This is a genomic window from Citrobacter sp. MGH104 (assembly GCF_001034485.1).
Classification (GTDB): Bacteria; Pseudomonadota; Gammaproteobacteria; order Enterobacterales; family Enterobacteriaceae; genus Citrobacter; species Citrobacter freundii.
The window spans coordinates 3,605,305-3,627,216 of sequence record NZ_KQ089818.1 but is presented as its reverse complement, the minus strand read 5'-3'; the positions used below and the strand labels follow the sequence as shown (position 1 = coordinate 3,627,216).

23 protein-coding genes are annotated in these 21,912 nt (G+C 53.2%); 11 read left to right on the top strand and 12 right to left on the bottom strand.

Annotation, left to right across the window (positions count from 1 at the left end; translation table 11 throughout):
- Positions 1 to 43: 43 nt before the first annotated feature.
- A complete protein-coding gene (gene chbB, locus SK34_RS17115; RefSeq protein WP_003840900.1) occupies positions 44 to 364 on the bottom strand; it encodes a PTS N,N'-diacetylchitobiose transporter subunit IIB in 321 nt (106 codons plus the stop codon).
- A gap of 298 nt (positions 365 to 662) precedes the next feature.
- The gene (gene osmE / locus SK34_RS17110; protein ID WP_003030621.1) at positions 663 to 1,004 is read right to left on the bottom strand and encodes an osmotically-inducible lipoprotein OsmE; all 342 of its coding nucleotides are present in this window, start codon (positions 1,002 to 1,004) and stop codon (positions 663 to 665) included.
- Between the two features lie 199 nt (positions 1,005 to 1,203).
- Here osmE and nadE point away from each other — a divergent pair, with 199 nt between their 5' ends.
- Positions 1,204 to 2,034 (top strand): ammonia-dependent NAD(+) synthetase, encoded by an 831-nt coding sequence (nadE, locus tag SK34_RS17105; RefSeq protein WP_032936096.1) that lies wholly within the window; start codon positions 1,204 to 1,206, stop codon positions 2,032 to 2,034.
- Positions 2,035 to 2,165: 131 nt separating this feature from the next.
- The gene (gene cho, locus SK34_RS17100) at positions 2,166 to 3,053 is read left to right on the top strand and encodes an excinuclease Cho (RefSeq protein ID WP_003030624.1); all 888 of its coding nucleotides are present in this window, start codon (positions 2,166 to 2,168) and stop codon (positions 3,051 to 3,053) included.
- On the opposite strand, the gene ves is transcribed toward cho, so the two are convergent.
- The 7 genes from ves to astC form a co-directional block, all read right to left on the bottom strand.
- Positions 3,013 to 3,588, bottom strand: a complete 576-nt coding sequence (gene ves, locus SK34_RS17095) for an environmental stress-induced protein Ves (RefSeq protein ID WP_003030626.1) — start codon at positions 3,586 to 3,588, stop codon at positions 3,013 to 3,015. The genes cho and ves overlap by 41 nt on opposite strands.
- 353 nt (positions 3,589 to 3,941) lie before the next feature.
- Complete coding sequence (gene spy, locus SK34_RS17090) at positions 3,942 to 4,427, bottom strand: ATP-independent periplasmic protein-refolding chaperone Spy (RefSeq protein ID WP_003030629.1); 486 nt, start codon at positions 4,425 to 4,427, stop codon at positions 3,942 to 3,944.
- Between the two features lie 350 nt (positions 4,428 to 4,777).
- Positions 4,778 to 5,743 carry a succinylglutamate desuccinylase gene (gene astE, locus SK34_RS17085; RefSeq protein WP_048233593.1) on the bottom strand — a complete coding sequence of 322 codons (966 nt, stop codon included), beginning with the start codon at positions 5,741 to 5,743 and terminating at the stop codon, positions 4,778 to 4,780.
- Positions 5,736 to 7,079: an N-succinylarginine dihydrolase gene (gene astB, locus SK34_RS17080; RefSeq protein WP_048233592.1), complete on the bottom strand. Its 1,344-nt coding sequence runs from the start codon at positions 7,077 to 7,079 to the stop codon at positions 5,736 to 5,738. Before astB ends, astE begins: the two co-directional genes overlap by 8 nt.
- Positions 7,076 to 8,554, bottom strand: coding sequence for a succinylglutamate-semialdehyde dehydrogenase (gene astD / locus SK34_RS17075; RefSeq protein ID WP_048233591.1), 1,479 nt, complete (start codon positions 8,552 to 8,554; stop codon positions 7,076 to 7,078). The genes astB and astD overlap by 4 nt, the downstream gene beginning before the upstream one ends.
- Positions 8,551 to 9,585: an arginine N-succinyltransferase gene (astA, locus tag SK34_RS17070; RefSeq protein ID WP_003030637.1), complete on the bottom strand. Its 1,035-nt coding sequence runs from the start codon at positions 9,583 to 9,585 to the stop codon at positions 8,551 to 8,553. Before astA ends, astD begins: the two co-directional genes overlap by 4 nt.
- Entirely contained in the window at positions 9,582 to 10,802 is a 1,221-nt protein-coding gene (gene astC / locus SK34_RS17065) for a succinylornithine/acetylornithine transaminase (protein WP_048233589.1), read from the bottom strand. The genes astA and astC overlap by 4 nt, the downstream gene beginning before the upstream one ends.
- 444 nt (positions 10,803 to 11,246) lie before the next feature.
- On the opposite strand from astC, the gene xthA reads away from it, so the two are divergent.
- The 7 genes from xthA to SK34_RS17025 all read left to right on the top strand — a co-directional run bounded on the left by xthA (position 11,247) and on the right by SK34_RS17025 (position 18,365).
- Complete coding sequence (gene xthA / locus SK34_RS17060) at positions 11,247 to 12,053, top strand: exodeoxyribonuclease III (RefSeq protein ID WP_048233587.1); 807 nt, start codon at positions 11,247 to 11,249, stop codon at positions 12,051 to 12,053.
- 223 nt (positions 12,054 to 12,276) lie between these two features.
- Entirely contained in the window at positions 12,277 to 12,933 is a 657-nt protein-coding gene (locus SK34_RS17050) for a TVP38/TMEM64 family protein (protein ID WP_174329794.1), read from the top strand.
- The gene (locus SK34_RS17045; protein ID WP_032949112.1) at positions 12,930 to 13,628 is read left to right on the top strand and encodes a TVP38/TMEM64 family protein; all 699 of its coding nucleotides are present in this window, start codon (positions 12,930 to 12,932) and stop codon (positions 13,626 to 13,628) included. Before SK34_RS17050 ends, SK34_RS17045 begins: the two co-directional genes overlap by 4 nt.
- Positions 13,629 to 13,659: 31 nt before the next feature.
- Complete coding sequence (locus tag SK34_RS17040) at positions 13,660 to 14,829, top strand: ABC transporter substrate-binding protein (RefSeq protein ID WP_048233583.1); 1,170 nt, start codon at positions 13,660 to 13,662, stop codon at positions 14,827 to 14,829.
- Positions 14,802 to 16,337, top strand: coding sequence for an ABC transporter permease family protein (locus tag SK34_RS17035; protein ID WP_048233581.1), 1,536 nt, complete (start codon positions 14,802 to 14,804; stop codon positions 16,335 to 16,337). Before SK34_RS17040 ends, SK34_RS17035 begins: the two co-directional genes overlap by 28 nt.
- Positions 16,337 to 16,969 (top strand): ATP-binding cassette domain-containing protein, encoded by a 633-nt coding sequence (locus tag SK34_RS17030; protein WP_048233579.1) that lies wholly within the window; start codon positions 16,337 to 16,339, stop codon positions 16,967 to 16,969. The genes SK34_RS17035 and SK34_RS17030 overlap by 1 nt, the downstream gene beginning before the upstream one ends.
- Positions 16,970 to 17,057: 88 nt before the next feature.
- Positions 17,058 to 18,365 carry a sulfurtransferase gene (locus tag SK34_RS17025; protein ID WP_048233578.1) on the top strand — a complete coding sequence of 436 codons (1,308 nt, stop codon included), beginning with the start codon at positions 17,058 to 17,060 and terminating at the stop codon, positions 18,363 to 18,365.
- 44 nt (positions 18,366 to 18,409) lie between these two features.
- On the opposite strand, the gene SK34_RS17020 is transcribed toward SK34_RS17025, so the two are convergent.
- Complete coding sequence (locus tag SK34_RS17020; protein WP_003846635.1) at positions 18,410 to 19,033, bottom strand: CDP-alcohol phosphatidyltransferase family protein; 624 nt, start codon at positions 19,031 to 19,033, stop codon at positions 18,410 to 18,412.
- Positions 19,026 to 19,595 (bottom strand): carboxymuconolactone decarboxylase family protein, encoded by a 570-nt coding sequence (locus SK34_RS17015; protein ID WP_003030660.1) that lies wholly within the window; start codon positions 19,593 to 19,595, stop codon positions 19,026 to 19,028. The genes SK34_RS17020 and SK34_RS17015 overlap by 8 nt, the downstream gene beginning before the upstream one ends.
- Positions 19,596 to 19,674: 79 nt before the next feature.
- Between SK34_RS17015 and SK34_RS17010 the strand changes: the two genes are divergently transcribed.
- Complete coding sequence (locus tag SK34_RS17010; protein ID WP_003840884.1) at positions 19,675 to 20,088, top strand: pyrimidine (deoxy)nucleoside triphosphate diphosphatase; 414 nt, start codon at positions 19,675 to 19,677, stop codon at positions 20,086 to 20,088.
- Here SK34_RS17010 and SK34_RS17005 read toward each other — a convergent pair.
- Positions 20,048 to 20,323, bottom strand: a complete 276-nt coding sequence (locus SK34_RS17005; RefSeq protein ID WP_048233576.1) for a YnjH family protein — start codon at positions 20,321 to 20,323, stop codon at positions 20,048 to 20,050. The two genes, SK34_RS17010 and SK34_RS17005, sit on opposite strands and share 41 nt — an antisense overlap.
- Positions 20,324 to 20,560: 237 nt before the next feature.
- On the opposite strand from SK34_RS17005, the gene gdhA reads away from it, so the two are divergent.
- The gene (gdhA, locus tag SK34_RS17000) at positions 20,561 to 21,904 is read left to right on the top strand and encodes an NADP-specific glutamate dehydrogenase (protein WP_003832501.1); all 1,344 of its coding nucleotides are present in this window, start codon (positions 20,561 to 20,563) and stop codon (positions 21,902 to 21,904) included.
- Positions 21,905 to 21,912 lie beyond the last annotated feature (8 nt).

Below are 21,912 nucleotides of genomic sequence, written 5' to 3'. Positions count from 1 at the left end.
TTAATGAAATAACTCTTTGACGGGAAAAATTAAAATAAAATAATTAATTTGCTGCGGCTTTTTTAATTGCTGCAACAGCAGCCTTAAGCACGCCTAAACCATCGACTTTGCCATACAGCAGCGAGTCAATCACTTCCACAGGCTTGTTGGGTAACAAACGCTGAATTTCGGGCAACATATAAGCAATTTGTGGACCTAATAACACGACATCGGCCGTTGGACCTTTTTCTCCGGCCAGCGTTTCAGGAAACGCTTCAATAATAACCGGCACTTCGTATTTTTCGGCCTGAGCACGCATCTTCGAAACCAACAATGAAGTCGACATGCCCGCAGAACAAAACAGATAAATGTGTTTCTTTTCCATTAAAACGATCCTCATATGCGATTATCTGTCAACCAGACACTCCGCAAGCCATAACCTGCATCCATGCTCTGGGTAACTTGCGTCAGCTAAATTACTTTTTTAGGTGGCTGAAATGAGTATACGGGATTGCACCAGTGGATGGTATTTCCTTGACCAACTAAATTGTCTCTCCTTGACCTGTCGTTATGACCCCCCTCACATTTCGGGCAAATAATTCGCGGCAATAAATAAGATCGTTCGGCACAAAAAAACCGGCACGATGGCCGGTTCGTCTGAATGCTCAGGCAATAAGCAGTTGTTACTTCTTCGCCGCCTGCGGGTCGGTGTCGTACTCTGCGCAGGTCTGGTAACCGGAGTTAATCACATGTCCGGTGTCATCTAAAGCAACAAAATAGGTTTCAGCTTTACCATCTCGTTGACCCAGGATGTAGGTCTGGCATGTCCCTCGCGCATGAATCATGCTGACTTCAGAAGAAGGTTTACCGGCAATCTGCGCCACCTGCGCCCGGCTCATCCCTTTCTTCACATCTTTCACCACGGGCTGAACAAATTGGTCTTTGGTACGATCGTAAGCCGTACACCCTGCCAGCATAGTCAAAACAGCCGCTGCACTCAGAATTCCTGTTAGGTTCTTGTTCATATTCCGTCCTCTTGTATTTCAGCGTGTTATATAAGCCTGGAGCACAACAACGCATTTTTCAAGCAATCAGATGATACTTAGGCGGTTTCGGAAAATTCTATTAAAACAAAATGATGCTCGCATCCCTTGTCGTTTGGGCCTCAACGCGATAATTTTAACACATCATTTTTTGATCATTTTATTTTCCATAGGGGGTTAAATGACTCTGCAGCAAGAGATAATCCAGGCGCTTGGCGCAAAACCGCACATCAATGCAGAAGAAGAAATTCGCCGCAGCGTGGATTTCCTTAAATCTTATCTGCAGACCTACCCCTTTCTGAAATCACTGGTATTAGGGATTAGCGGCGGGCAGGACTCAACGCTCGCGGGAAAACTATGCCAGATGGCTATTTCCGAGCTTCGCGAAGAAACGGGGAATGACGCGCTACAGTTTATTGCCGTACGTCTGCCATATGGCGTTCAGGCTGATGAACAGGACTGTCAGGATGCCATCGCCTTTATCCAACCGGACCGCGTACTCACCGTCAATATTAAGGGTGCGGTACTGGCCAGTGAACAGGCCCTGCGTGAAGCGGGTATTGAACTGAGCGATTTTGTCCGTGGCAATGAAAAAGCCCGTGAACGTATGAAGGCTCAGTACAGTATCGCCGGCATGACCAGCGGCGTTGTCGTGGGAACCGATCATGCAGCAGAAGCCATCACCGGATTTTTCACCAAATACGGCGATGGCGGTACTGACATTAACCCTATTTTCCGTTTGAACAAGCGTCAGGGTAAGCAACTGCTTGCCGCGCTGGGTTGCCCGGAACATTTATATAAGAAAGCACCAACCGCCGACCTCGAAGACGATCGTCCTTCTCTGCCGGATGAAGCCGCATTAGGCGTCACCTATGACAACATCGACGATTATCTGGAAGGAAAAACGCTGGCTGCCGACGTCGCGAAAAAAATTGAAGGCTGGTATCTGAAGACCGAGCACAAACGTCGCACACCGATTACGGTGTTTGATGACTTCTGGAAAAAAGCGTAATTCTTTTAGTCACATATTGCCGGATAGCACTGGGATCACCGCTGTCCGGTCCCTCCTCCTGATCTGATGCCGCTTTTTTAATCGGTTTCAAACTGTTATACTGGATGGATAACCAGCATCCGGAGTGAGAAGTGGTACGGCGTCAATCAGCCCCGCGCCTGACATTTGAGGCAGCGGCAATCTATGAATATCCTGAGCACCTGCGTCCATTTTTGAGTGCGCTTCCCGCTGTGCCAGGCGTCTATCTGTTTCACAGTGAAAGCGACACTATGCCGCTCTATATTGGTAAAAGCGTCAATATTCGCAGCCGCGTGATGGCACATCTGCGTACCGCAAACGAAGCAGCAATGCTGCGTCAGGCCAAACGCATTAGCTGGATTTGTACCGCGGGAGAAATTGGTGCCCTGCTGCTGGAAGCGCGATTGATCAAAGAGCAACAGCCGTTGTTTAATAAACGACTGCGGCGCAATCGTCAGCTTTGCGCCTTGCAGCTTACCGACCGAACTGTTCAGGTTGTCTACGCACGAGATATTGATTTCTCCCATGCCCCCAATCTGTTTGGCCTGTTTGCCAATCGTCGCGCAGCGCTACAAGCGTTGCAAAGCCTCGCGGATGAACAGCAGCTGTGCTACGGCCTGTTGGGGCTGGAACCCCTGAGTCGCGGGCGCGCCTGTTTTCGCTCCGCGCTTAAGCGATGCGCCGGAGCGTGCTGCGGGAAAGAGAGTCATGAAGCCCATCATTTGCGTCTGTTAGAGGCGCTGGAAAGAGTGAGAGTAATTTGCTGGCCATGGAGCAATGCCATTGCGCTGCAGGAAACCCGCGCTGAAATGACACAGTACCATATCATCAACAACTGGCTGTGGTTGGGAGCCGTTTCAACGCTGGATGAAGCGGCTACCCTGGCGCGTATGCCGGCCGGCTTTGACCATGATGGCTACAAAATTCTCTGTCGGCCTGTTCTGTCTGGTCAATATGACATTATTGAACTGCGTCCGGAGAATGGCCCGGCATCCAGTTAATCTCGCTGAACAGCAGTTTTCCCTCGCGCTCCAGCAGTCGTAAGGTGTGTTTACCGTCGTGCCAGCTTGCACCTTGATCGGCGGTCAGTAGCTTATCGCCCAGTTGCCAGGCACCGCTGATAACAAATACCACGCCGCCGCGCGAACCAAAAGTCGTAAACGTACGGTCGGCAACTCTGACTTTCGCCTGGCAGACATCCCGTCGGGTCATGATATTGAAATCCATCGACATCTGCCCTTCTGTCAGCTTCGCTTTTACCACCTTGTCACCGGCAAAGGTAAAAGGCTGATGCTGTTTCAGAGTATGTGTGAAGGTGTTTGACTCTTCCAGGGTCACTTCTCCACCTTCCAGTAGAGTAATCACGCGTTCTACGCCGGGAAAGAGAGAAAACTCTCCGTTGGCTGCAATGGAGGCGATACTCGCCCGCCAGTGAAAATCTCGTGTTGCTGGCGGAAAACAGCAAATCTCACGGGTTTCTCCCGCACCATTTCGCCACAGATTGACCGGCATTTTGCGGATATCAAAGTATTCCATCATCCCTCCAGAAAGACGCAGCACGGCAACCCGCCGTAAACAGGCAGCCATAAATCATCATTGGTATGTTCACCCTGCAGATTATTGTTATCGGCAGCAGAGTTGATTTGCCTTAGCGATGAACCCGGTGTTTTGCAAAAAAGAATAACGCGCTGATCCAGGTAGAATTTTCACGGGCTTCAGGAGAATAGCGTGTCGTGTGTCCGGTGCAATAGGCAGGAAAGAAAAAACCGCCGATCCTGCCCACATCGTTAAACGTGTTGTGGACAAGAGCGGCGGTCTTGAGTTTGGTTTCACGCTGTGCGGCAATCAGTGCAACACAGCATGAATGATTTAGTGTAGACGCTGATCGATTACTCGGCAGCTTGTGGCATTTTACCTTTCTGCGCTGCACGTTCTGTCAGACGCTTCTCAAAATTGGCATTAAACTGCTTTTTCTGTTCCGGGGTCAGAATGTTGTAAATCTTGTTCTGAGTTTCCATATGCGCCAGCATGTTGGCTTTGCGCTGTTCTTCCATCTTCGCAATCTGCGCTTCGGCTTTCGCTTTATCGAAACTATCGCTGGCAATAATGTCGTGCATCGCGCGACGCTCTTCCAGCGGCGGACGTTTCATCTGGTCGCGTTGACCTTTCATGATCTCGCGAATCTGCTGTTTCTGAGCATCGGTCAGGTTCAGGTCTTTGAACATCATGTCGTGATGCGGGGCGAATTTACCGTTGTGGTGCATCATCGGTTTGGCATCAGCTGGCGCAGCTGTTGTCGTGTCAGCGGCGTGAGCCAGGTTGGCAGCACCCAGGGCCAGAGTAGAGGCAACAAACAGAGCAGTCAGTTTACGCATAATTTCTATCCTTTCTTTCAGTTATTTTTACGACACTCATGCGACTCTTATGCAATGTGATGTCGTGTTGACGAGATTAACTTTACCGGCTTAAGCGTCAATTAATCAGAGCAACGGTAAAACAATGAAAGTATAAAAAACAAATTTTCATCAATTATGAAGAAAAAAAGAATAAATTGCGCAGAGTTGCAATAAAAAATTACAACAGGATGATTTTGAAAGGATTATGAAGAACTATACCTGAAACCTGATTATTAAGAAAGCAATTCACCAGGAATAATCCGTAATAAATAAAAACAGCACGCAAAAATAAGCCCTGAAGGATAAACCTGCAAGGCATATATTATTTATCACATTTTTTGGAGCATCAGCCCGGCACGTAAACCACAGGCCACGTTGGGATTCGGAAAGAGAACGTATTCAACATCATGGGTGACAATAAAACGTTCATCACCGTCCTGCGCCAGCAAGGTTCCCTCTTTAAAAGGGGTAAAGTTGAGCGTCTGGTTATCCATATGAAGAATGAAATCGTCGCTACGTCGCGTGATTTGCGACACTACGCGGTAGCGCAGCGGAGATGTTTCTCCCGTCGATACTCGCTCGCCTCGCAGCAACTGCGCCAGTGCGTCTGCCGTTTGCGCAAACTGGGACAGATCGTTTTGTCCAAACGGCAGCGCTTTGCCGAGTTCCAGCGTACAGGCCAGTGCGCCAAAATGTTCCCCGCTAAAATGGGTGAACGTGCCGCCAGGCGTCTGATGAAAAACCAGCGCCTCCAGTCCCGCATCTCCCAGCCATTCAAGAAAACCCTCATCCCAGGCAACGTTGCGTTGTGGCAACACGCCAAAGCGCAGATGCAGTGAACCGCGAATCGCGGTGTGCAGATCCAGATGCCAGCGTGCTGGCTCTTTCGCCCGCGAATAAAAATCTTCCAGACACAGCTCAAGCTCATGGGCTCGGCGCGTTTCTTCACTCGCGGTAAAAATCTGCCACCGGCCGCCAAACATACGATTCAGGTCGCTATGACAATACCGTTTTCCCGCAGCAAGCGCCTGCGGGTTTCCCAGAATCACCAGTAGCCGCCATGTTAGTGCCAGCTCGCCGCTAAATAACCGGGACAACAATGAGTCGAGTATCTCTACCGGCGCGGTTTCATTGCCATGGATCCCCGCAGACAGCACCAGAGAATGTTCAACGGGTGCAAGCGGCGTCAGTTCCAGAATTCCGTGACCGATCCACTGCCAGTCAAAACCATGAATGGTTCCTTGCGTTTTCTCTGGAGTGGCGCCTGCGAGCGTGATAGCCAGAAAGTTATCCATGGCGCATCCCCTCCAACTGGAAAGGATACACAGAGCCGAGGTTAAGCAATTGCGTCAGCGTATCCAGCGCTTCACGCCCCTCGCGCAACAGTTGTGGGTCGGCAAGGTCGGCAGCGGTAAGACGATCGCGATAGTAACGGTCAACCCAGTTATTCAACGTGTTAAACAGCATATCGTTCATGATAACCGCCGGATTCACCGCCTGCTGTTCCTGCAAGGTGAGCACCACTCTCAGGCGCAAGCATGCCGGACCACCGCCGTTGGACATACTTTCACGCAGATCGAATACCCGCAGGTCATCGATCGGATTGTCTTCCTCGACAAGACGGTTCAGATACCGCCACACGCCAGCATGCTCCCGGCACTCCTGCGGCAGGACCAGCATCATCGAACCGTCATCACGACTCAGCAACTGACTGTTAAACAGATAGGTAGTCACCGCATCCTGCACCGAAACTTCCGCAGTCGGGACTTCCAGCGGGGTAAAACCTGCCACCTGACTACGCAACTGCTCTAATAACGCCTGCTGTCTGACAAACGCCTGCTGATGACAAAACAACACCTGGCGATTCGACACCGCAATCACATCGTTATGAAACACACCAAGATCGATGACATCCGGATTTTGCTGAGCAAAAATACACTGATGCGGGTTAACCTGATTCAGTCGTGCGACCGCCTCACTGGCCTCACGGGATTGCCTTGCCGGATAGCGCTTCGGCTGGGATGCATTGCCTTCTTCACGACCGTAAACAAATAGCTGTACACCGGGATCGCCGTAATCTCCACCGAGGCGGTTATGGTTTGCCGCCCCTTCATCACCGAAAAGCGCACCCTGGGGTAACGCACCGTGGACAGCAAAACTATTCTCATCACGGAAAATCGCCCGTAGCAAAGCTTCGGTAGTAGGCGCTTCCAGCGAACGGTGGAACTTATTATTCAGATTCGCCACCGTCAGATGCACTTTCCCGTCCAGCGAATCTGCTGAAGGGCAAACCGTTGCCGCATTCGCTACCCACATAGGCGATGCGGAGCTGGCACTGGAGAGCCAGTGAGGTGCCTGACGCGCCACTTTCTCCAGCACCTGTTCGTCACTGCCGCTAAAACCCAACTGACGTAGAACCGGAATGAAAGGCCGCTCGTGGGGGGGGATCACCGCCTGAGGAAAACCCGCATCCGCCAGCGCTTTCATCTTTAGCAGACCTTGCTTCGCCGCCAGACGCGGGTTCGACACCTGAAATCGATGTTTGGTTGAGGCCTCATTACCAAATGACAATCCAGCATAGTGGTGAGTCAATCCCACCAGGCCATCAAAATTTACCTCACGGGCTTTCATAGATTATCCTCGCGAGAAAAATCCAGCCCGGGGCTAAGCGCCGTTGGCAGCGTTAAGACCGGTGATTCCAGACTTGCCATCGGCCAGGCGCAATAATCTGCGGCATACCACGCGCTGGCGCGATGGTTCCCGGAAGCGCCAACGCCGCCAAACGGTGCGGTACTCGCAGCGCCGGTTAACGGCTTATTCCAGTTGACGATCCCTGCTCGTGCCTCCAGCAGTAGCTGTTCAAACTGGCCGCGATCGGGCGAAACTAACCCACACGACAGTCCAAAGCGGGTGTTGTTCGCCACACGAATCGCCTCATCAAAACTGTCATAACGCCATACGCCAAGCAGCGGCCCAAAAACCTCTTCATCAGGTACGTTCGCCGCCCCGGTCAGTTCAATGATTCCAGGGGTCAGCAGTGACGTTGCCGCTTTCACCAGACGTGGCGCCAACAGCGTACGTCCCCCCAACGACGCCAGACGCTGCCAGGCATCATAGACATGCTGCGCGGCCTGTTCGGAAATCAGTCCGCCCATAAACGGCTGCGGTTCCGCATCCCAGTTGCCGGGCATTAAACGCTGACTAACCTCCACCAGACGCGTCAGGAACGCATCACCCTGCGCGCCTTTTTTTACCAGCAGGCGGCGGGCACAGGTACAGCGCTGTCCGGCGGTGACAAATGCGGACTGAATGGTCAGATGTACCGCGGCATCAATATCCTCCGGATTCTCAATAATCAGCGGGTTATTACCCCCCATCTCGAGGGCGAGGATTTTTTCCGGTTGACCGGATAACTGCCGATGCAACTGATAACCGGTATTGGCACTGCCGGTAAACAGCAGACCATCGAGGTCTTCCAGCGCACTCAGCGCCTGCCCTGTTTCACGTCCGCCCTGCACCAGGTTCAGCACGCCCGGCGGCAATCCCGCCTGTTCCCACAGCTTAGTTACTGCTTCACCGGTCCACGGCGTCAACTCGCTGGGTTTGAAAATCAACGTATTGCCTGCCAGCAATGCCGGAACAATATGGCCATTGGGTAAATGACCAGGGAAGTTATACGGACCAAAAACTGCCAGCACGCCGTGTGGGCGATGGCGCAACGTTGCCGCGCCATCCGGTAGTTCACTGTGCTGCTCTCCGGTACGGGCATGGTAAGCTTTGACGGAGATGGTGATTTTATTGATCATCGCCGTCAGTTCAGTCGCGGCTTCCCAGCGTGGTTTGCCGGTTTCCCTGGCGATAATCTGGGTTAGCTCGGACTTATTGCTTTCCAACAATGAAGCAAACTTTTCAACAATCGCCTGGCGTTCACTGAAGGGCTGTTTAGCCCAACCGGCAAAAGCTGCACGCGCAGCCTGGCACGCTTGCGTCACCTGCGTGGCATCGGCATCATTGCCGTGCCACAGCACATCACCACCTACTGGGTTGGTTTTCACCCGGCGCTCGCCCAGTCCCGTCACCCAGTCACCGTTTATCCATAGTGTCATGCTGTTTTCTCCTCTGCACAAAGACGCACAAAACGTACATGGTCGCCCGCGTGGCATTTCAGGGCATCCAGTTGTGCCGCCGTCAGTACCAGACGTTGGGTATCCGGGTCTGCGCGAACCAGCATGACGCGGAAGTTTTGATAGTTTTCATTGGCAACCAGACAGGCCGGATAATCGCCGGTTGCTGGCTGACCTTCCGCCACTTCCACCAGCCTGCTTTTACGAATCGCCCGCACCCGGTCAATATCGCATTCCAGCGTCGGTCCGCCGTCGAAAATATCGACATAGTTGCGATAGCGAAAGCCCTCTTTCTCCAGCACCGCCCGCGCGGGCGCCGTTTGCGGATGAACCTGACCAATCACGCTTTGTGCTTCATCAGACAGGAAATCGGTGTAAATAGGATGCTTGGGCATTAATTCAGCAATAAACGCTTTTTGCCCTGTTCCGCAGAGAAAATCCGCCCGGCTGAATTCCATTGAAAAAAAGCGTTTGCCGAGGCTTTGCCAAAACGGCGAGTAACCGTGTTCATCAATCACGCCGCGCATCTCAGCCACGACCTTCTCATTAAACTTGTCACGAAACGCGGCCATAAACATAAAGCGTGATTTTGACAACAAATAGCCGTTGCCTTCTTTTCGCCAGTCCGGATCGAGAAACAGCGTACAAAGCTCGCTGCTACCCGTGTGATCGTTACTCAGAAACAACGTCGGCAGCGCGTTATACACATTCAGCTCTTTCGAGGCGTGGACCAGTGTGCCGACCCGATAGTTGTACCAGGGATCGTTAAGTCCTACCGCCACCTCAATGGCGCAAATCCCGGCCACAGTTCCGCTGGCGCTGTCTTCCAGCACAAACACATATCCCTGCTCACTTTTGGGCAACTCACCGCGCCAGGTTTGTAGCGAACGTTCGATACGCGCCATTAGCGTCGCTTCATTCGCCGGTAGCGAGGTCAATCCGCCGCCGGTCTTACCGGCAAGCTGCATCAACGCGGTGATATCAGCACGTTCAATGGGACGAATCACCATCATGATGAACCTCCTGCTTTAATGCGTTCGCAGGCCAGCGCAAAGCGATCCAGTCCGGTGGCGACTTCTTCTTCGCTGACATTGAGCGCTGGCGCAAAACGCACCACGTTAGCGCCAGCAATCAGTACCATCACCCCGGCAACAGCCGCTTCTTGCGAGATGAATTTCGCTTTCCCGGCAAATTCCGCGTTCAGCACGCAGCCGATCAGCAGCCCGAGTCCTCGAATTTCACTAAACAGTCCAAAACGTTCGTTAATGGCGTTAATACGCTCCACAAACCAGTCATGGCGCTGTTTTACTCCGTTGAGAACTTCCGGCGTGTTAACAATTTCCAGCAGTTTACCCGCCACCGCCGTCGCCAGCGGGTTGCCGCCGTACGTTGTACCGTGCGTACCCACCGTCATCACACTGGCGCAATGCTCTGTCGCCAGCAGTGCGCCGATGGGGAAACCACCGCCCAGCGCTTTAGCTGTCGTCAGCAGGTCCGGCGTAACGCCGTAATGCATATAGGCATACAGCTCGCCAGTACGGCCAACCCCGGTCTGAACCTCATCAAAAATCAGCAGCGCATTATGGCGATCGCATAATTCACGCAACCCCTGCAAAAACGCGTTTGTTGCCGGCACCACGCCGCCTTCGCCCTGGACAGGCTCGACGATGACCGCACAGGTCGTGTCATCAATCAGTTGGCTGGCAGAATCGAGATCGTTATACACGGCATGGCGGATATCCGGCGGCAGCGGCGCGAAATCCTGTGAATAGGCGGGCTGACCACCGGCGCTGACGGTAAACAGCGTGCGGCCATGGAAGGCATTTTTAAACGCCACAATCCCGCTCTTCTGGCTGCCAAAACGATCGTGGGCATATTTACGCGCCAGTTTTAGTGCCGCTTCGTTGGCTTCTGCGCCGGAGTTACAGAAGAAAATGCGCTCGGCGAAGGTGGCGTCAATCAGCTTTTTCGCCAGACGCAATACCGGCTCGTTGGTGTAGCCATTTCCGGTATGCCAGAATTTGCTCGCCTGGTCGTTTAATGCCTCGCGCAATGCCGGATGGGCGTGACCCAGCGCGTTAACCGCAATGCCTCCCGCGAAATCGATATACTCTTTACCCTGCTGATCCCACAGACGTGAACCTTCACCCCGCACCGGAATAAAAGGGGCCGGAGCGTATACAGGCATCATCCATTCATCAAAATTTTCACGCGTAATTGACAGAGACATAGCGACCTCAACGGTAAATAAAAGGTTATTTATATGTTAATAAATATAGTGTTTGCGGTGTAAATGTAGATTGCAGGGTTCGTGCCAGCCAGCGAAAAAAGTGCATAAACGGAGGTCGAGGACGAAATATCAACAGGTTACAACGTGACGATATTCACTATACGTGCATATAAAGTGAATATGTTTGCGCATCAGGTGACTAAACAGAGGAAAAAACGCAGTTTTATTCAGTCGCCAAATATAATTCTGGAATTGTGATCGTATACGAAATTTTTCGGAAATTATTGCTCCATTCCGGCGCGCTTCGCGCCAAAACGGTGCAGTTTTTGCTCCATCGTTAACACCATTAGCAATCATTGTTGGAATCAGGTGACAAGAAGCAGTCAGTCTGCAGAAATTCTGCTACCATCCTTGCACTATTCATCTTGCAAAGTGGCAGTGACTATGAAATTTGTCTCTTTTAATATCAACGGCCTGCGTGCCCGTCCCCATCAACTGGCAGCCATTGTCGAAAAACATCAACCGGATGTTATTGGCTTACAGGAGACAAAAGTCCACGACGATATGTTCCCTCTCGAAGAGGTAGCAAAGCTCGGTTACAACGTCTTTTATCACGGCCAGAAAGGCCATTACGGCGTCGCGTTGTTAACGAAAGAAACGCCAATTGCGGTACGTCGTGGCTTCCCGGGCGATGACGAAGAAGCGCAGCGTCGTATCATCATGGCAGAAATTCCGTCCCCTCTGGGCAGCATCACTGTGATCAACGGCTATTTCCCGCAGGGCGAAAGTCGTGACCATGAAACTAAATTCCCGGCCAAAGCCGCGTTTTATCAGAACCTGCAAAACTATCTTGAGACAGAGCTGAAGCGCGACAATCCGGTATTGATCATGGGCGATATGAATATTAGCCCAACCGATCTCGATATCGGCATTGGCGAAGAGAACCGTAAACGCTGGCTGCGTACCGGAAAATGTTCCTTCCTGCCGGAGGAGCGTGAGTGGATGGAACGCCTGCTGGGCTGGGGTCTGGTGGATACGTATCGTCACGCAAATCCTGAAAAGAATGACCAGTTCTCGTGGTTTGATTACCGCTCAAAAGGCTTTGACGATAACCGTGGTCTGCGTATCGATCTGCTGCTGGCGAGCAATCCATTGGCGGAACGCTGCGAAGAAACCGGCATCGACTATGAAATTCGCAGCATGGAAAAACCGTCCGACCATGCGCCGGTATGGGCTAAATTCAGCGTCTGACCTTCTATGTTTTTTTACTCTCCGGGCCCGGCCTGGAGAGTGTGTTTATTTGGTGCAAAATCAATAAAGCGACGGTAATACATTGTTGCGGCCGGGAATTTATTATATCTTCGCGCGCACTTTTCGCTGACGAAAATGCTCCATTGCACTCGGTTTTACAGGAGAACCCCCATGAAAAAGAAGTTCGCATAAAGCAGAATACCGGCTGCTGATTGTCGCGGTCCTGTTCTGCGTTCTGGCGGGAGTTTTCCATCATTATGGTCTGACCGACCTGATAACCAATTTCCATCATTTGCAAGACGTCATCCGCCAAAGCGGTATGTTCGGCTATACGCTTTATATCCTGCTGTTTATTGTTGCTGCGCTGTGTCTGATCCCCGGTAGCATCCTGGTGATCGTCGGCGGTGTGCTGTTTGGCCCCGTGGCAGGGACGCTTATCTCGTTAGTGGCAGCAACCGTGGCCTCGGCGCTGTCGTTTTTGCTGGCTCGCTGGCTTGGACGGGATCTGCTCCTGAAATACGTTGGGCATACGACAATGTTTCAGGCTATCGAAAAAGGTATTGCCCATAGCGGAGTTGACTTTCTGATCCTCACCCGGCTCGTGCCGCTGTTCCCTTATAACATTCAAAATTACGCCTATGGGCTGACGGCTATTCCGTTCTGGTCATTTACCGTGATATCTGCGGCAACCACTTTACCAGGCATTTTTATTTATACGCTGATGTCGCACGAACTGGCCAGCGAAGGAATTAGTTGGGCATTTATCGGTAAGCTCAGCGTGGCGGGGCTGGCGTTATTCGCCCTCGTTCAGGCAGCCAAAGCCTGGGCCCGGTATAAGCATATCGATCCGTCAGCTCCTCACAAGTGCGCAGATAAATGATAAAACGACGCATCCATTACTACCGCGCAGGAGTGATAATCCTGCTGCTGCTCGCGCTGATGGCGTGGGCGTGGATACCTGGCGTGAGCGATTTTCTCCACGCCAGCCTGGCGGCATTTGCCACGCTCGATCAGCATGCAATTGAGAATTTTATTCGTTCTTACGGAACTCAGGCGGCGGTCGTTTCATTCTTCCTGATGATCTTGCAGGCCATCGTCGCCCCGCTTCCCGCTTTTGTGATCACCTTTGCCAACGCCTCGCTGTTTGGTGCATTTTGGGGCGGCATATTGTCCTGGTGCAGCGCAATGGCCGGCGCGGCGCTGTGCTTTTTTATTGCCCGTGTTTTAGGCCGTGGCGCGGTGGAGAAACTGACCGGAAAAACGGTGTTGAACAACATGGACGCTTTTTTCGAGCGTTATGGCAAGCACACCATTCTGGTCTGTCGACTGTTACCTTTTGTACCGTTCGATCCGGTAAGCTACGCAGCAGGCCTGACCTCGATTCGGTTTCGCCATTTTTTCATCGCCACCGGTATCGGTCAGTTACCCGCCACTATCGTCTATTCATGGGCTGGTAGCCTGTTAACCGGCGGTACATTTTGGTTTGTAACCGGCCTGTTCATCCTGTTCGCTCTGAGCGTAATAATTTCAGTGGCGAGAAGCCTTTATCTTGAACATCAGCGAAAAAAAACCTGAGACTTCCCCCATTTTTAGCCATGGAGATACTATGCGTTACTGCTTATTGTGCCTGAGTTTAATGCTCTGTCCGCTGGCGACGTTTGCCCAGGACGACGGCTGGCAACAAATCAAAAATGATGCCCGCGGTCAGACGGTGTGGTTCAACGCCTGGGGTGGCGACAATGCAGTTAACCAGTATCTCGATTGGGTTAGCGGCGAGATGAAAACGCACTATGCCATTAACCTGAAAATCGTACGTCTCGCAGATGCCGCCGACGCGGTAAAACGTATCCAGACAGAAGCAGCATCCGGGCGAAAAACCGGGGGTTCTGTCGATTTATTGTGGGTTAACGGCGAAAACTTCCGCACTCTGAAAGAAGCCGGGCTTCTGCAAACTCAGTGGGCGCAAACGCTACCTAACTGGCGCTATGTTGATACCCAGAAACCGGTGACCGAAGATTTCTCCGTTCCAACGGAGGGAGCTGAATCACCGTGGGGCGGTGCCCAACTCACCTTTATTGCCCGGCGCGATCTCACCGCGCAGCCGCCGCAATCTCCGCAAGCACTGCTTGAATTTGCGCAGGCAAACCCTGGCACGGTGACCTATCCGCGCCCGCCAGACTTTACCGGCACGGCGTTTCTGGAGCAGTTGTTAATATCGCTCACCACCAAACCACAAGCATTGAAAGTTGCGCCAGATGCAGCGACATTCACCGACGTTACCGCGCCATTGTGGCATTATCTTGATACCTTGCACCCTGTACTTTGGCGTGAAGGCAAAGATTTTCCGCCCACGCCAGCACGAATGGATGTACTGCTCAATAGCGGCACCCTGCATTTGTCATTGACCTTTAACCCTGCCCACGCGCAGCAAAAAGTAGCCAGCGGCGAATTGCCTAAAAACAGCTACAGTTTTGGTTTCTCACAGGGCATGCTCGGCAACGTGCACTTTGTTGCCATTCCGGCGAATGCCCGCGCCAGCGCCGGAGCAAAAGTCGTGGCAAACTTCCTGCTTTCGCCCGAAGCACAACTGCGTAAAGCCGACTCAACTGTCTGGGGAGATCCTTCGGTGCTTGATCCACAAAAATTACCTGTCGAACAGCGTGATGCGCTGCTGGCACGGATCCCACAAGGACTACCTGCCGTTCTGCCGGAACCGCATGCTGCCTGGGTAAACGCTCTGGAACAAGAATGGCTACGCCGCTACGGTACGCATTAATTTTGCTACTCTGGGCCATCATGGCGGCAGTTTATCTGCCGTTGGTGCCAGCGGCTTTCTCTCTGATAGCGCCAGCCCTTAGCCTACCCCATTGGCTGGCTCTCTTTGCCGACCCTCAACTTCCGCAGGCGTTACTGGCGACACTTGTTTCCACAGGACTGGCTGCCGGCGGCGCGCTAATCATCGCGCTGCTGGCGATCCTCACTTTATGGCCCGGTGCAGGCTGGGCGCGACTAAGCACCCGTCTTCCGTGGCTGCTGGCGATCCCGCATGTTGCCTTCGCCACCAGCGTGCTGTTGGTTTTTGCCGAAGGCGGTAAAATCTGGCAATGGCTACCGTTCCTCAGCCCACAACCAGACCGTTACGGCATCGGGCTTGGCGTGACGCTGGCGGTGAAAGAGAGCGCTTTTTTGTTATGGATCCTCTCGGCTCTACTGAGTGAAAAACAACTTTCGCAGCAGGTTATCGTGCTGGATTCGCTGGGTTACAGCCGACTGCAATGCCTGAACTGGCTGGTACTGCCCGCTATCGGCCCGGCATTAGGTAAAGCTATGCTGGCGATTGTTGCCTGGTCACTCTCCGTTGTGGATGTGGCAATCGTCCTCGGCCCCGGAAATCCGCCAACACTGGCCGTATTGAGCTGGCAATGGCTCAGTCAGGGCGATGTCGAACAGCAGGCGAAAGGCGCACTCGCCAGCCTGTTGCTGGTGCTGTTACTCCTCATTATCGCGCTGGTGAGTTATCTGTTGTGGCGCGCCTGGCGACGTACTATCCCGGCAGTAAATGGTGAACGTCTGCATTTTTCACCTATAACAATCGCACGCCCGCTGGTACAGATCTTGCCCGTCAACGGTGTGGTATGCGCGCTTGTACTGGCGCTTATCGCCAGCTATTCCTCACTAAACCACGAGGCGCTCAGCAATAGCCTGCAGCTAGGGCTCCTTTCCAGCGTGTTAGCGCTACTGATACTTTTTGTCTGGCTGGAATGGGGTCCACAAACCGGGCACCGCTGGGTCTGGCTACCGCTCATTTTGCCTGCGCTACCACTGGTAACCGGACAATATCTGCTGGCGTTATATGCCGGACAGGATGGACTGATGACGACCATTATCTGGGGCCACCTGCTGTGGGTGATGCCCTGGATGCTATTTGTGCTTAAACCGGCCTGGCAGCGCATTGACTCGCGATTAATTTTGATTGCACAAACGCTGGGCTGGTCGCAGGGGCGGATATTCTGGCTGGTGAAATGCCCGCAGCTGGTGCGCCCGGCATTGATTGCCTTCGCGGTTGGCTTCTCGGTCAGTATCGCCCAGTATATGCCGACGCTGTGGCTAGGTGCCGGACGCTATTCCACGCTGACCACCGAAGCGGTGGCATTAAGCAGCGGCGGTAGCAGCGAGATTCTGGCAACACAAGCGTTGTGGCAGCTTCTTCTACCACTGCTCGTTTTCGCACTCGCAGCCTTTCTCGCCGCGTGGGTTGGCCGCTTTCGACAAGGACTCCGCTAATGCTCATTGTGCAAAACGTTTCGTTGTACCAGGGGGCGACTGCGCTGCTGAAGAACGTTACCTTTCAGGTTGATGAAAGTGACATTGTCACGATCATGGGTTCTTCCGGCAGCGGAAAGTCTTCGTTGTTTTCGTGGATGGTAGGGGCGTTGTCGCCTCAGTTTCAGGCATCAGGCGAGCTGTGGCTCAACGAACGACGCGTTGACGCGCTACCTACGGCGCAGCGCCAGATTGGCATTCTGTTCCAGGATGCGTTGTTGTTTGACCATTTCAGCGTTGGGCAGAATTTACTGCTGGCCCTACCTGCCAGCCTGCAGGGTTCCGCCAGACGACATGCGGTGGAAAGTGCTCTCGCACGCGCTGACCTGGCCGGTTTTTATTCTCGCGATCCGGCGTCGCTCTCCGGCGGACAACGCTCGCGTGTCGCCCTGCTCCGCGCGCTACTGGCTCAGCCCCAGGCACTGTTACTTGATGAACCCTTTAGTCGGCTGGATGCGTCGCTACGCGACACCTTTCGCCAATGGGTCTTCACCGAGGTGCGTAAGTTGGGGATCCCGGTGGTACAGGTGACCCATGATGCGCAGGACGTTCCGCCAGCAGGCCGCGTACTTCAGATGGAAAACTGGGCGTGAATGTGGCGATATGCTGCGTTAACGCAAGGTTTTTACTTAACCGGCGGCACAGAATGTCGTCCTCTTTTTTTCAACGTCGGGCTATTCGATGAAACGTGTTTCTCAAATGACCGCGCTGGCACTGGCTTTAGGGCTCGCTTGCGCTTCTTCCTGTGCAGCTGAAACAGCACAGACGCTCACCCTCGACCAGTTACAGCAAAAGCAAGGCGCGGCGATCGATACCCGTCAGAGCGCTTTTTACAACGGCTGGCCGCAGTCGCTTAATGGTCCTTCAGGACACGAACCTTCCGCACTGAACCTGTCTGCCGCCTGGCTCGACAAGATGAATGATGAACAACTCAGCGCCTGGGTTCAGTCACATCAGTTGAAAACTGATGCGCCAGTAGCGCTGTATGGTAGCGATAACGACATACAGGCTGTCAAAGCTCGCCTGCAAAAAGTTGGCTTTAACCATATCTCCACCCTCAGCGATGCGCTTACGGACCCAGCCCGCCTGCAACGTCTGCCGCACTTCGAACAGCTGGTGTACCCGCAGTGGCTGCACGACCTGCAGCAGGGTAAAAACGTAACCGCTAAACCGGCGGGTGACTGGAAAGTGATTGAGGCCGCCTGGGGCGCGCCGAAGTTGTATCTGCTCAGCCACATCCCTGGTGCGGGCTACATTGATACCAACGAAGTTGAAAGCGAACCGCTGTGGAATAAAGTTTCCGACGCGCAGCTCAAAGCGATGCTGGCGAAACACGGTATCCGCCACGACACCACGGTGATTTTATACGGTCGCGATGTCTATGCCGCCGCTCGCGTGGCGCAAATTATGCTGTACGCAGGCGTGAAAGATGTTCGTCTGCTCGACGGCGGTTGGCAAACCTGGTCCGACTCAGGTTTACCGGTCGAACGCGGAACTCCGCCAACGGTGAAACCAGAACCTGATTTCGGCGTGAAAATCCCTGCCCAGCCGCAACTCATGCTCGATATGGAACAGGCACGCGGTCTGCTGCATCGCCAGGATGCGTCTTTGGTGAGCATTCGTTCATGGCCAGAATTTGTCGGTACCACCAGCGGCTATAGCTACATTAAGCCAAAAGGTGAGATTGCAGGTGCACGTTGGGGACACGCAGGCAGCGACTCCACGCATATGGAAGATTTTCATAACCCGGATGGCACCATGCGCAGCGCGGATGACATCGCCGCCATGTGGAAGCAATGGAATATCCTGCCGAATCAACAGGTCTCTTTCTATTGCGGTACCGGCTGGCGCGCTTCAGAAACGTTTATGTATGCCCGCGCGATGGGCTGGAAAAACGTCTCCGTCTACGACGGCGGCTGGTATGAGTGGAGCAGCAATCCAAAAAATCCGGTTGCCAGCGGTGAACGGGGCCCGGACGCCAGTAAGTAAGATTGTCATTATTGCCGGATAAGCGCATCCGGCAACGCAATACGCTACGCCTGACGCTGGACCGCTTTCAGTGTCAGGTATCCGCTCCAGATCCTGGTAAACGTCGTCATCCAGCACAGCGCGCCAAAGACCCACGCCATCACGGCAAAATATTCCGGGAACAGACAACCCAACACAAATAGCAAAATCGTCTCAGTACCTTCGGTCAGTCCCCCCAGATAATAAAACGATTTATGCGCGTAGCCCGGGTTATCAATTTGATGTTTCGCCGCCAGCGCGGCAAAGGCCAGAAAGCTGCTGCCGGTTCCCATAAAGGCGAACAGCAGCCAGCCGCCAGCCAGCGAGTTAGCCGCCGGATCGGCGAGCATAAAACCGAATGGCACTAAGGCGTAAAACAGAAAATCGAGCGTGATATCAAGAAATCCGCCTGCGTCGGTTAGCCCTCTGCGCCGCGCCAGAGCCCCATCCAGCCCATCAAAAAGCCGATTGAGCACAATGACCGCCAGCGCTGCCAGATACCAGCCTAACGCCAAAAATGGCAAGGCCAACACGCCAATGGCAAAACCGACCAGCGTAAGCCCGTCCGGGGTAATCGCCGGTTTATCAATAATGCTTACGCAGCGATGCAAAAGCGGTTTTAATCGCGGATGAATATGACGATCAAGCATGCGGGCGTCCTTTAAAGCTGTCGCACAGCCCCTGGGAAGGAATATCGAGAGCAGCATTAAAACGCGCAGAGAGATTTTGAAACGCAATCAGCGCGGTCATTTCCGTAATGGCATCATCGGTAAAATGCTGCTTCATCTGCGCTTTCAGCGCATCATCAACCTGTGGAGGCGTTGCGGTCACCGCATCGGCATAGGCCAGAGCTACTTGCTCTTCTGCGCTAAATAGCGCCGATTCTTGCCAGTTGGCAACCTGTAAGACTTTATCCAGCGCGCCACAGCGTTCAGCCAGCCGTAAACTGTTGGCATCAACGCAGAAAGCGCAGTGGCACACCTGAGAAACGCGGGTCATCAACAGCGCGCGCATCACCGGCGTTAAGCGCGCCTTTTTACGCTCCAGAAACCCGACAAACAGCGCCACCAGCCAGAACAGAAACGGCATCCGCCCCCACCAGCGCGTGGGATGCAGCACATCGCCATAATGTTTTTTCTGCGTAGCAACGAGCGGTTTTAGACTGGAAGGGATACGCGTTAACGGCTTTACCCACGACTGAGGTTCGTTCAACGGTGGCTCCTGAATACTTTAGATAAAACAAAGATAACGATAGTATGTCATTTTCTGCTGTTAGATCTTGATGAATATAATGAAAACCCTCGACGTGGTCGCCGCTATCATTGAACGTGATGGCAAAATTTTACTGGCTCAGCGTCCGCTACATGCGGATCAGTCAGGCATGTGGGAGTTTGCCGGCGGTAAGGTTGAATCGGGCGAAAGTCAGCCCGAGGCGCTGTTCCGTGAACTGCGTGAAGAGTTGGGCATTGAGGCAGTCGTGGGGCGCTACATTGCCAGCCATCAACGCGAGGTTTCGGGCCGACTGATTCACTTACATGCCTGGCATGTACCGTCATATCAGGGGGAACTGAAGGCGTATGAACATCAGGATATCGTCTGGTGTTCACCCGAAGAGGCGCTGCGTTATCCGCTGGCGCCTGCCGATATCCCACTACTGGAAGCGTTTATTCTTTTACGCGACGCCAGACAAGCGGATTTGTGCTGATCGTTTTCTCATCGCGTTGGCACTGAAGCAAGACGCCGTCAGCTTTAATCACTGCCCCTTCTGAATAGTTTTGATCCTGATAAATACAGCACTGGCTACAGGACTGCGCCCGCTGACCGCTGGAACTGAACACTTCCGGCGGTACGTTAACCTGCACATCCGGGCGATAAGGCTGATTTGCCAGCGTCGCGCCGGACACCAGGGCCAACACGCCTGCCACGATTAAACGGCGCATATTCTTTCCTTTTTAACTGACAATTATGCTCAGTATAACGGTATAAATCGGCAGAAACTTTAGCCTCTTCGATCATCGTTTTTGGTTATGACCCACGACGCAATATTAATTTACTTAGCGGGGTTAATTTTTTCTTGCGTCGCGTCACAGTGCTGATGGTATAGTCAAAAACTGCACAACACTTAACACAAAAATCAAAAATATAACCATATCAATACATAAGAGGTTCTTATATCTATGGATCAGACATGTTCTCTGGAGTCATTCCTTAACCATGTGCAAAAGCGCGACCCGAATCAAACCGAGTTCGCGCAAGCCGTTCGTGAGGTAATGACCACGCTGTGGCCTTTCCTTGAGCAAAACCCGCGTTATCGCCAGATGTCATTGCTGGAACGTCTGGTTGAACCGGAGCGCGTGATCCAGTTCCGCGTAGTCTGGCTGGACGATCGCAATCAGGTGCAGGTCAACCGCGCATGGCGCGTGCAGTTTAGCTCTGCCATTGGCCCATACAAAGGCGGTATGCGTTTCCACCCTTCCGTGAACCTGTCGATCCTGAAATTCCTTGGCTTCGAACAGACGTTTAAAAATGCCCTCACCACCCTGCCAATGGGCGGGGGTAAAGGCGGGAGCGATTTCGATCCGAAAGGGAAAAGCGAAGGCGAAATCATGCGTTTCTGCCAGGCGCTGATGACCGAACTGTTCCGCCATTTAGGTCCCGATACCGACGTTCCGGCGGGCGATATCGGTGTGGGTGGCCGTGAAGTCGGCTTTATGGCCGGGATGATGAAAAAACTCTCCAACAACAGCGCCTGCGTCTTTACCGGTAAAGGTCTCTCTTTCGGCGGCAGTCTGATCCGCCCGGAAGCCACCGGCTACGGTCTGGTGTATTTCACCGAAGCGATGCTCAAACGCCATGGTCTGGGCTTTGAAGGCATGCGCGTAGCGGTTTCTGGCTCCGGTAACGTGGCGCAATTCGCCATTGAGAAAGCCATGGAGTTTGGCGCGCGGGTGGTTACCGCCTCCGATTCCAGCGGTACCGTAGTCGACGAAAGCGGATTTACCAAAGAAAAACTGGCGCGGCTGTGCGCAATCAAAGACAGCCGCGACGGTCGCGTAGCAGATTATGCCCGTGAGTTTGGCCTGACCTATCTGGAAGGCAAACAGCCGTGGTCGGTTCCGGTCGATATCGCCCTGCCGTGTGCCACTCAGAACGAGCTGGATGTCGATGCAGCACGCGTATTGATCGCCAACGGCGTGAAAGCTGTCGCCGAAGGGGCAAACATGCCGACCACTATCGAGGCCACCGATCTGTTCCTCGAGGCAGGTGTACTGTTCGCACCGGGTAAAGCCGCTAACGCCGGTGGTGTAGCGACATCCGGTCTGGAAATGGCGCAAAACGCCGCTCGTCTGGGCTGGAAAGCGGAGAAAGTGGATGCGCGCCTGCACCACATCATGCTGGATATTCACCATGCCTGCGTTGAATACGGCGGCGAAAGCAAGCAGACCAACTACGTACGTGGCGCCAACATCGCAGGCTTCGTAAAGGTTGCCGACGCGATGTTGGGTCAGGGTGTGATTTAATATTGTCT

What these genes read in the sequence shown, in the direction of transcription:
- spy (WP_003030629.1), bottom strand. Translation starts at nt 4,427, where the DNA reads ATGCGTAAACTGACTGCTCTGTTTGTTGCCTCTACTCTGGCCCTGGGT.
- SK34_RS17040 (WP_048233583.1), top strand. Translation starts at nt 13,660, where the DNA reads ATGCGTTACTGCTTATTGTGCCTGAGTTTAATGCTCTGTCCGCTGGCG.
- SK34_RS17010 (WP_003840884.1), top strand. Translation starts at nt 19,675, where the DNA reads ATGAAAACCCTCGACGTGGTCGCCGCTATCATTGAACGTGATGGCAAA.
- astA (WP_003030637.1), bottom strand. Translation starts at nt 9,585, where the DNA reads ATGATGGTGATTCGTCCCATTGAACGTGCTGATATCACCGCGTTGATG.
- chbB (WP_003840900.1), bottom strand. Translation starts at nt 364, where the DNA reads ATGGAAAAGAAACACATTTATCTGTTTTGTTCTGCGGGCATGTCGACT.
- SK34_RS17035 (WP_048233581.1), top strand. Translation starts at nt 14,802, where the DNA reads ATGGCTACGCCGCTACGGTACGCATTAATTTTGCTACTCTGGGCCATC.
- astB (WP_048233592.1), bottom strand. Translation starts at nt 7,079, where the DNA reads ATGAAAGCCCGTGAGGTAAATTTTGATGGCCTGGTGGGATTGACTCAC.
- nadE (WP_032936096.1), top strand. Translation starts at nt 1,204, where the DNA reads ATGACTCTGCAGCAAGAGATAATCCAGGCGCTTGGCGCAAAACCGCAC.
- SK34_RS17005 (WP_048233576.1), bottom strand. Translation starts at nt 20,323, where the DNA reads ATGCGCCGTTTAATCGTGGCAGGCGTGTTGGCCCTGGTGTCCGGCGCG.
- SK34_RS17025 (WP_048233578.1), top strand. Translation starts at nt 17,058, where the DNA reads ATGAAACGTGTTTCTCAAATGACCGCGCTGGCACTGGCTTTAGGGCTC.
- ves (WP_003030626.1), bottom strand. Translation starts at nt 3,588, where the DNA reads ATGGAATACTTTGATATCCGCAAAATGCCGGTCAATCTGTGGCGAAAT.
- astD (WP_048233591.1), bottom strand. Translation starts at nt 8,554, where the DNA reads ATGACACTATGGATAAACGGTGACTGGGTGACGGGACTGGGCGAGCGC.
- xthA (WP_048233587.1), top strand. Translation starts at nt 11,247, where the DNA reads ATGAAATTTGTCTCTTTTAATATCAACGGCCTGCGTGCCCGTCCCCAT.
- astC (WP_048233589.1), bottom strand. Translation starts at nt 10,802, where the DNA reads ATGTCTCTGTCAATTACGCGTGAAAATTTTGATGAATGGATGATGCCT.
- SK34_RS17030 (WP_048233579.1), top strand. Translation starts at nt 16,337, where the DNA reads ATGCTCATTGTGCAAAACGTTTCGTTGTACCAGGGGGCGACTGCGCTG.
- SK34_RS17045 (WP_032949112.1), top strand. Translation starts at nt 12,930, where the DNA reads ATGATAAAACGACGCATCCATTACTACCGCGCAGGAGTGATAATCCTG.
- osmE (WP_003030621.1), bottom strand. Translation starts at nt 1,004, where the DNA reads ATGAACAAGAACCTAACAGGAATTCTGAGTGCAGCGGCTGTTTTGACT.
- SK34_RS17020 (WP_003846635.1), bottom strand. Translation starts at nt 19,033, where the DNA reads ATGCTTGATCGTCATATTCATCCGCGATTAAAACCGCTTTTGCATCGC.
- gdhA (WP_003832501.1), top strand. Translation starts at nt 20,561, where the DNA reads ATGGATCAGACATGTTCTCTGGAGTCATTCCTTAACCATGTGCAAAAG.
- astE (WP_048233593.1), bottom strand. Translation starts at nt 5,743, where the DNA reads ATGGATAACTTTCTGGCTATCACGCTCGCAGGCGCCACTCCAGAGAAA.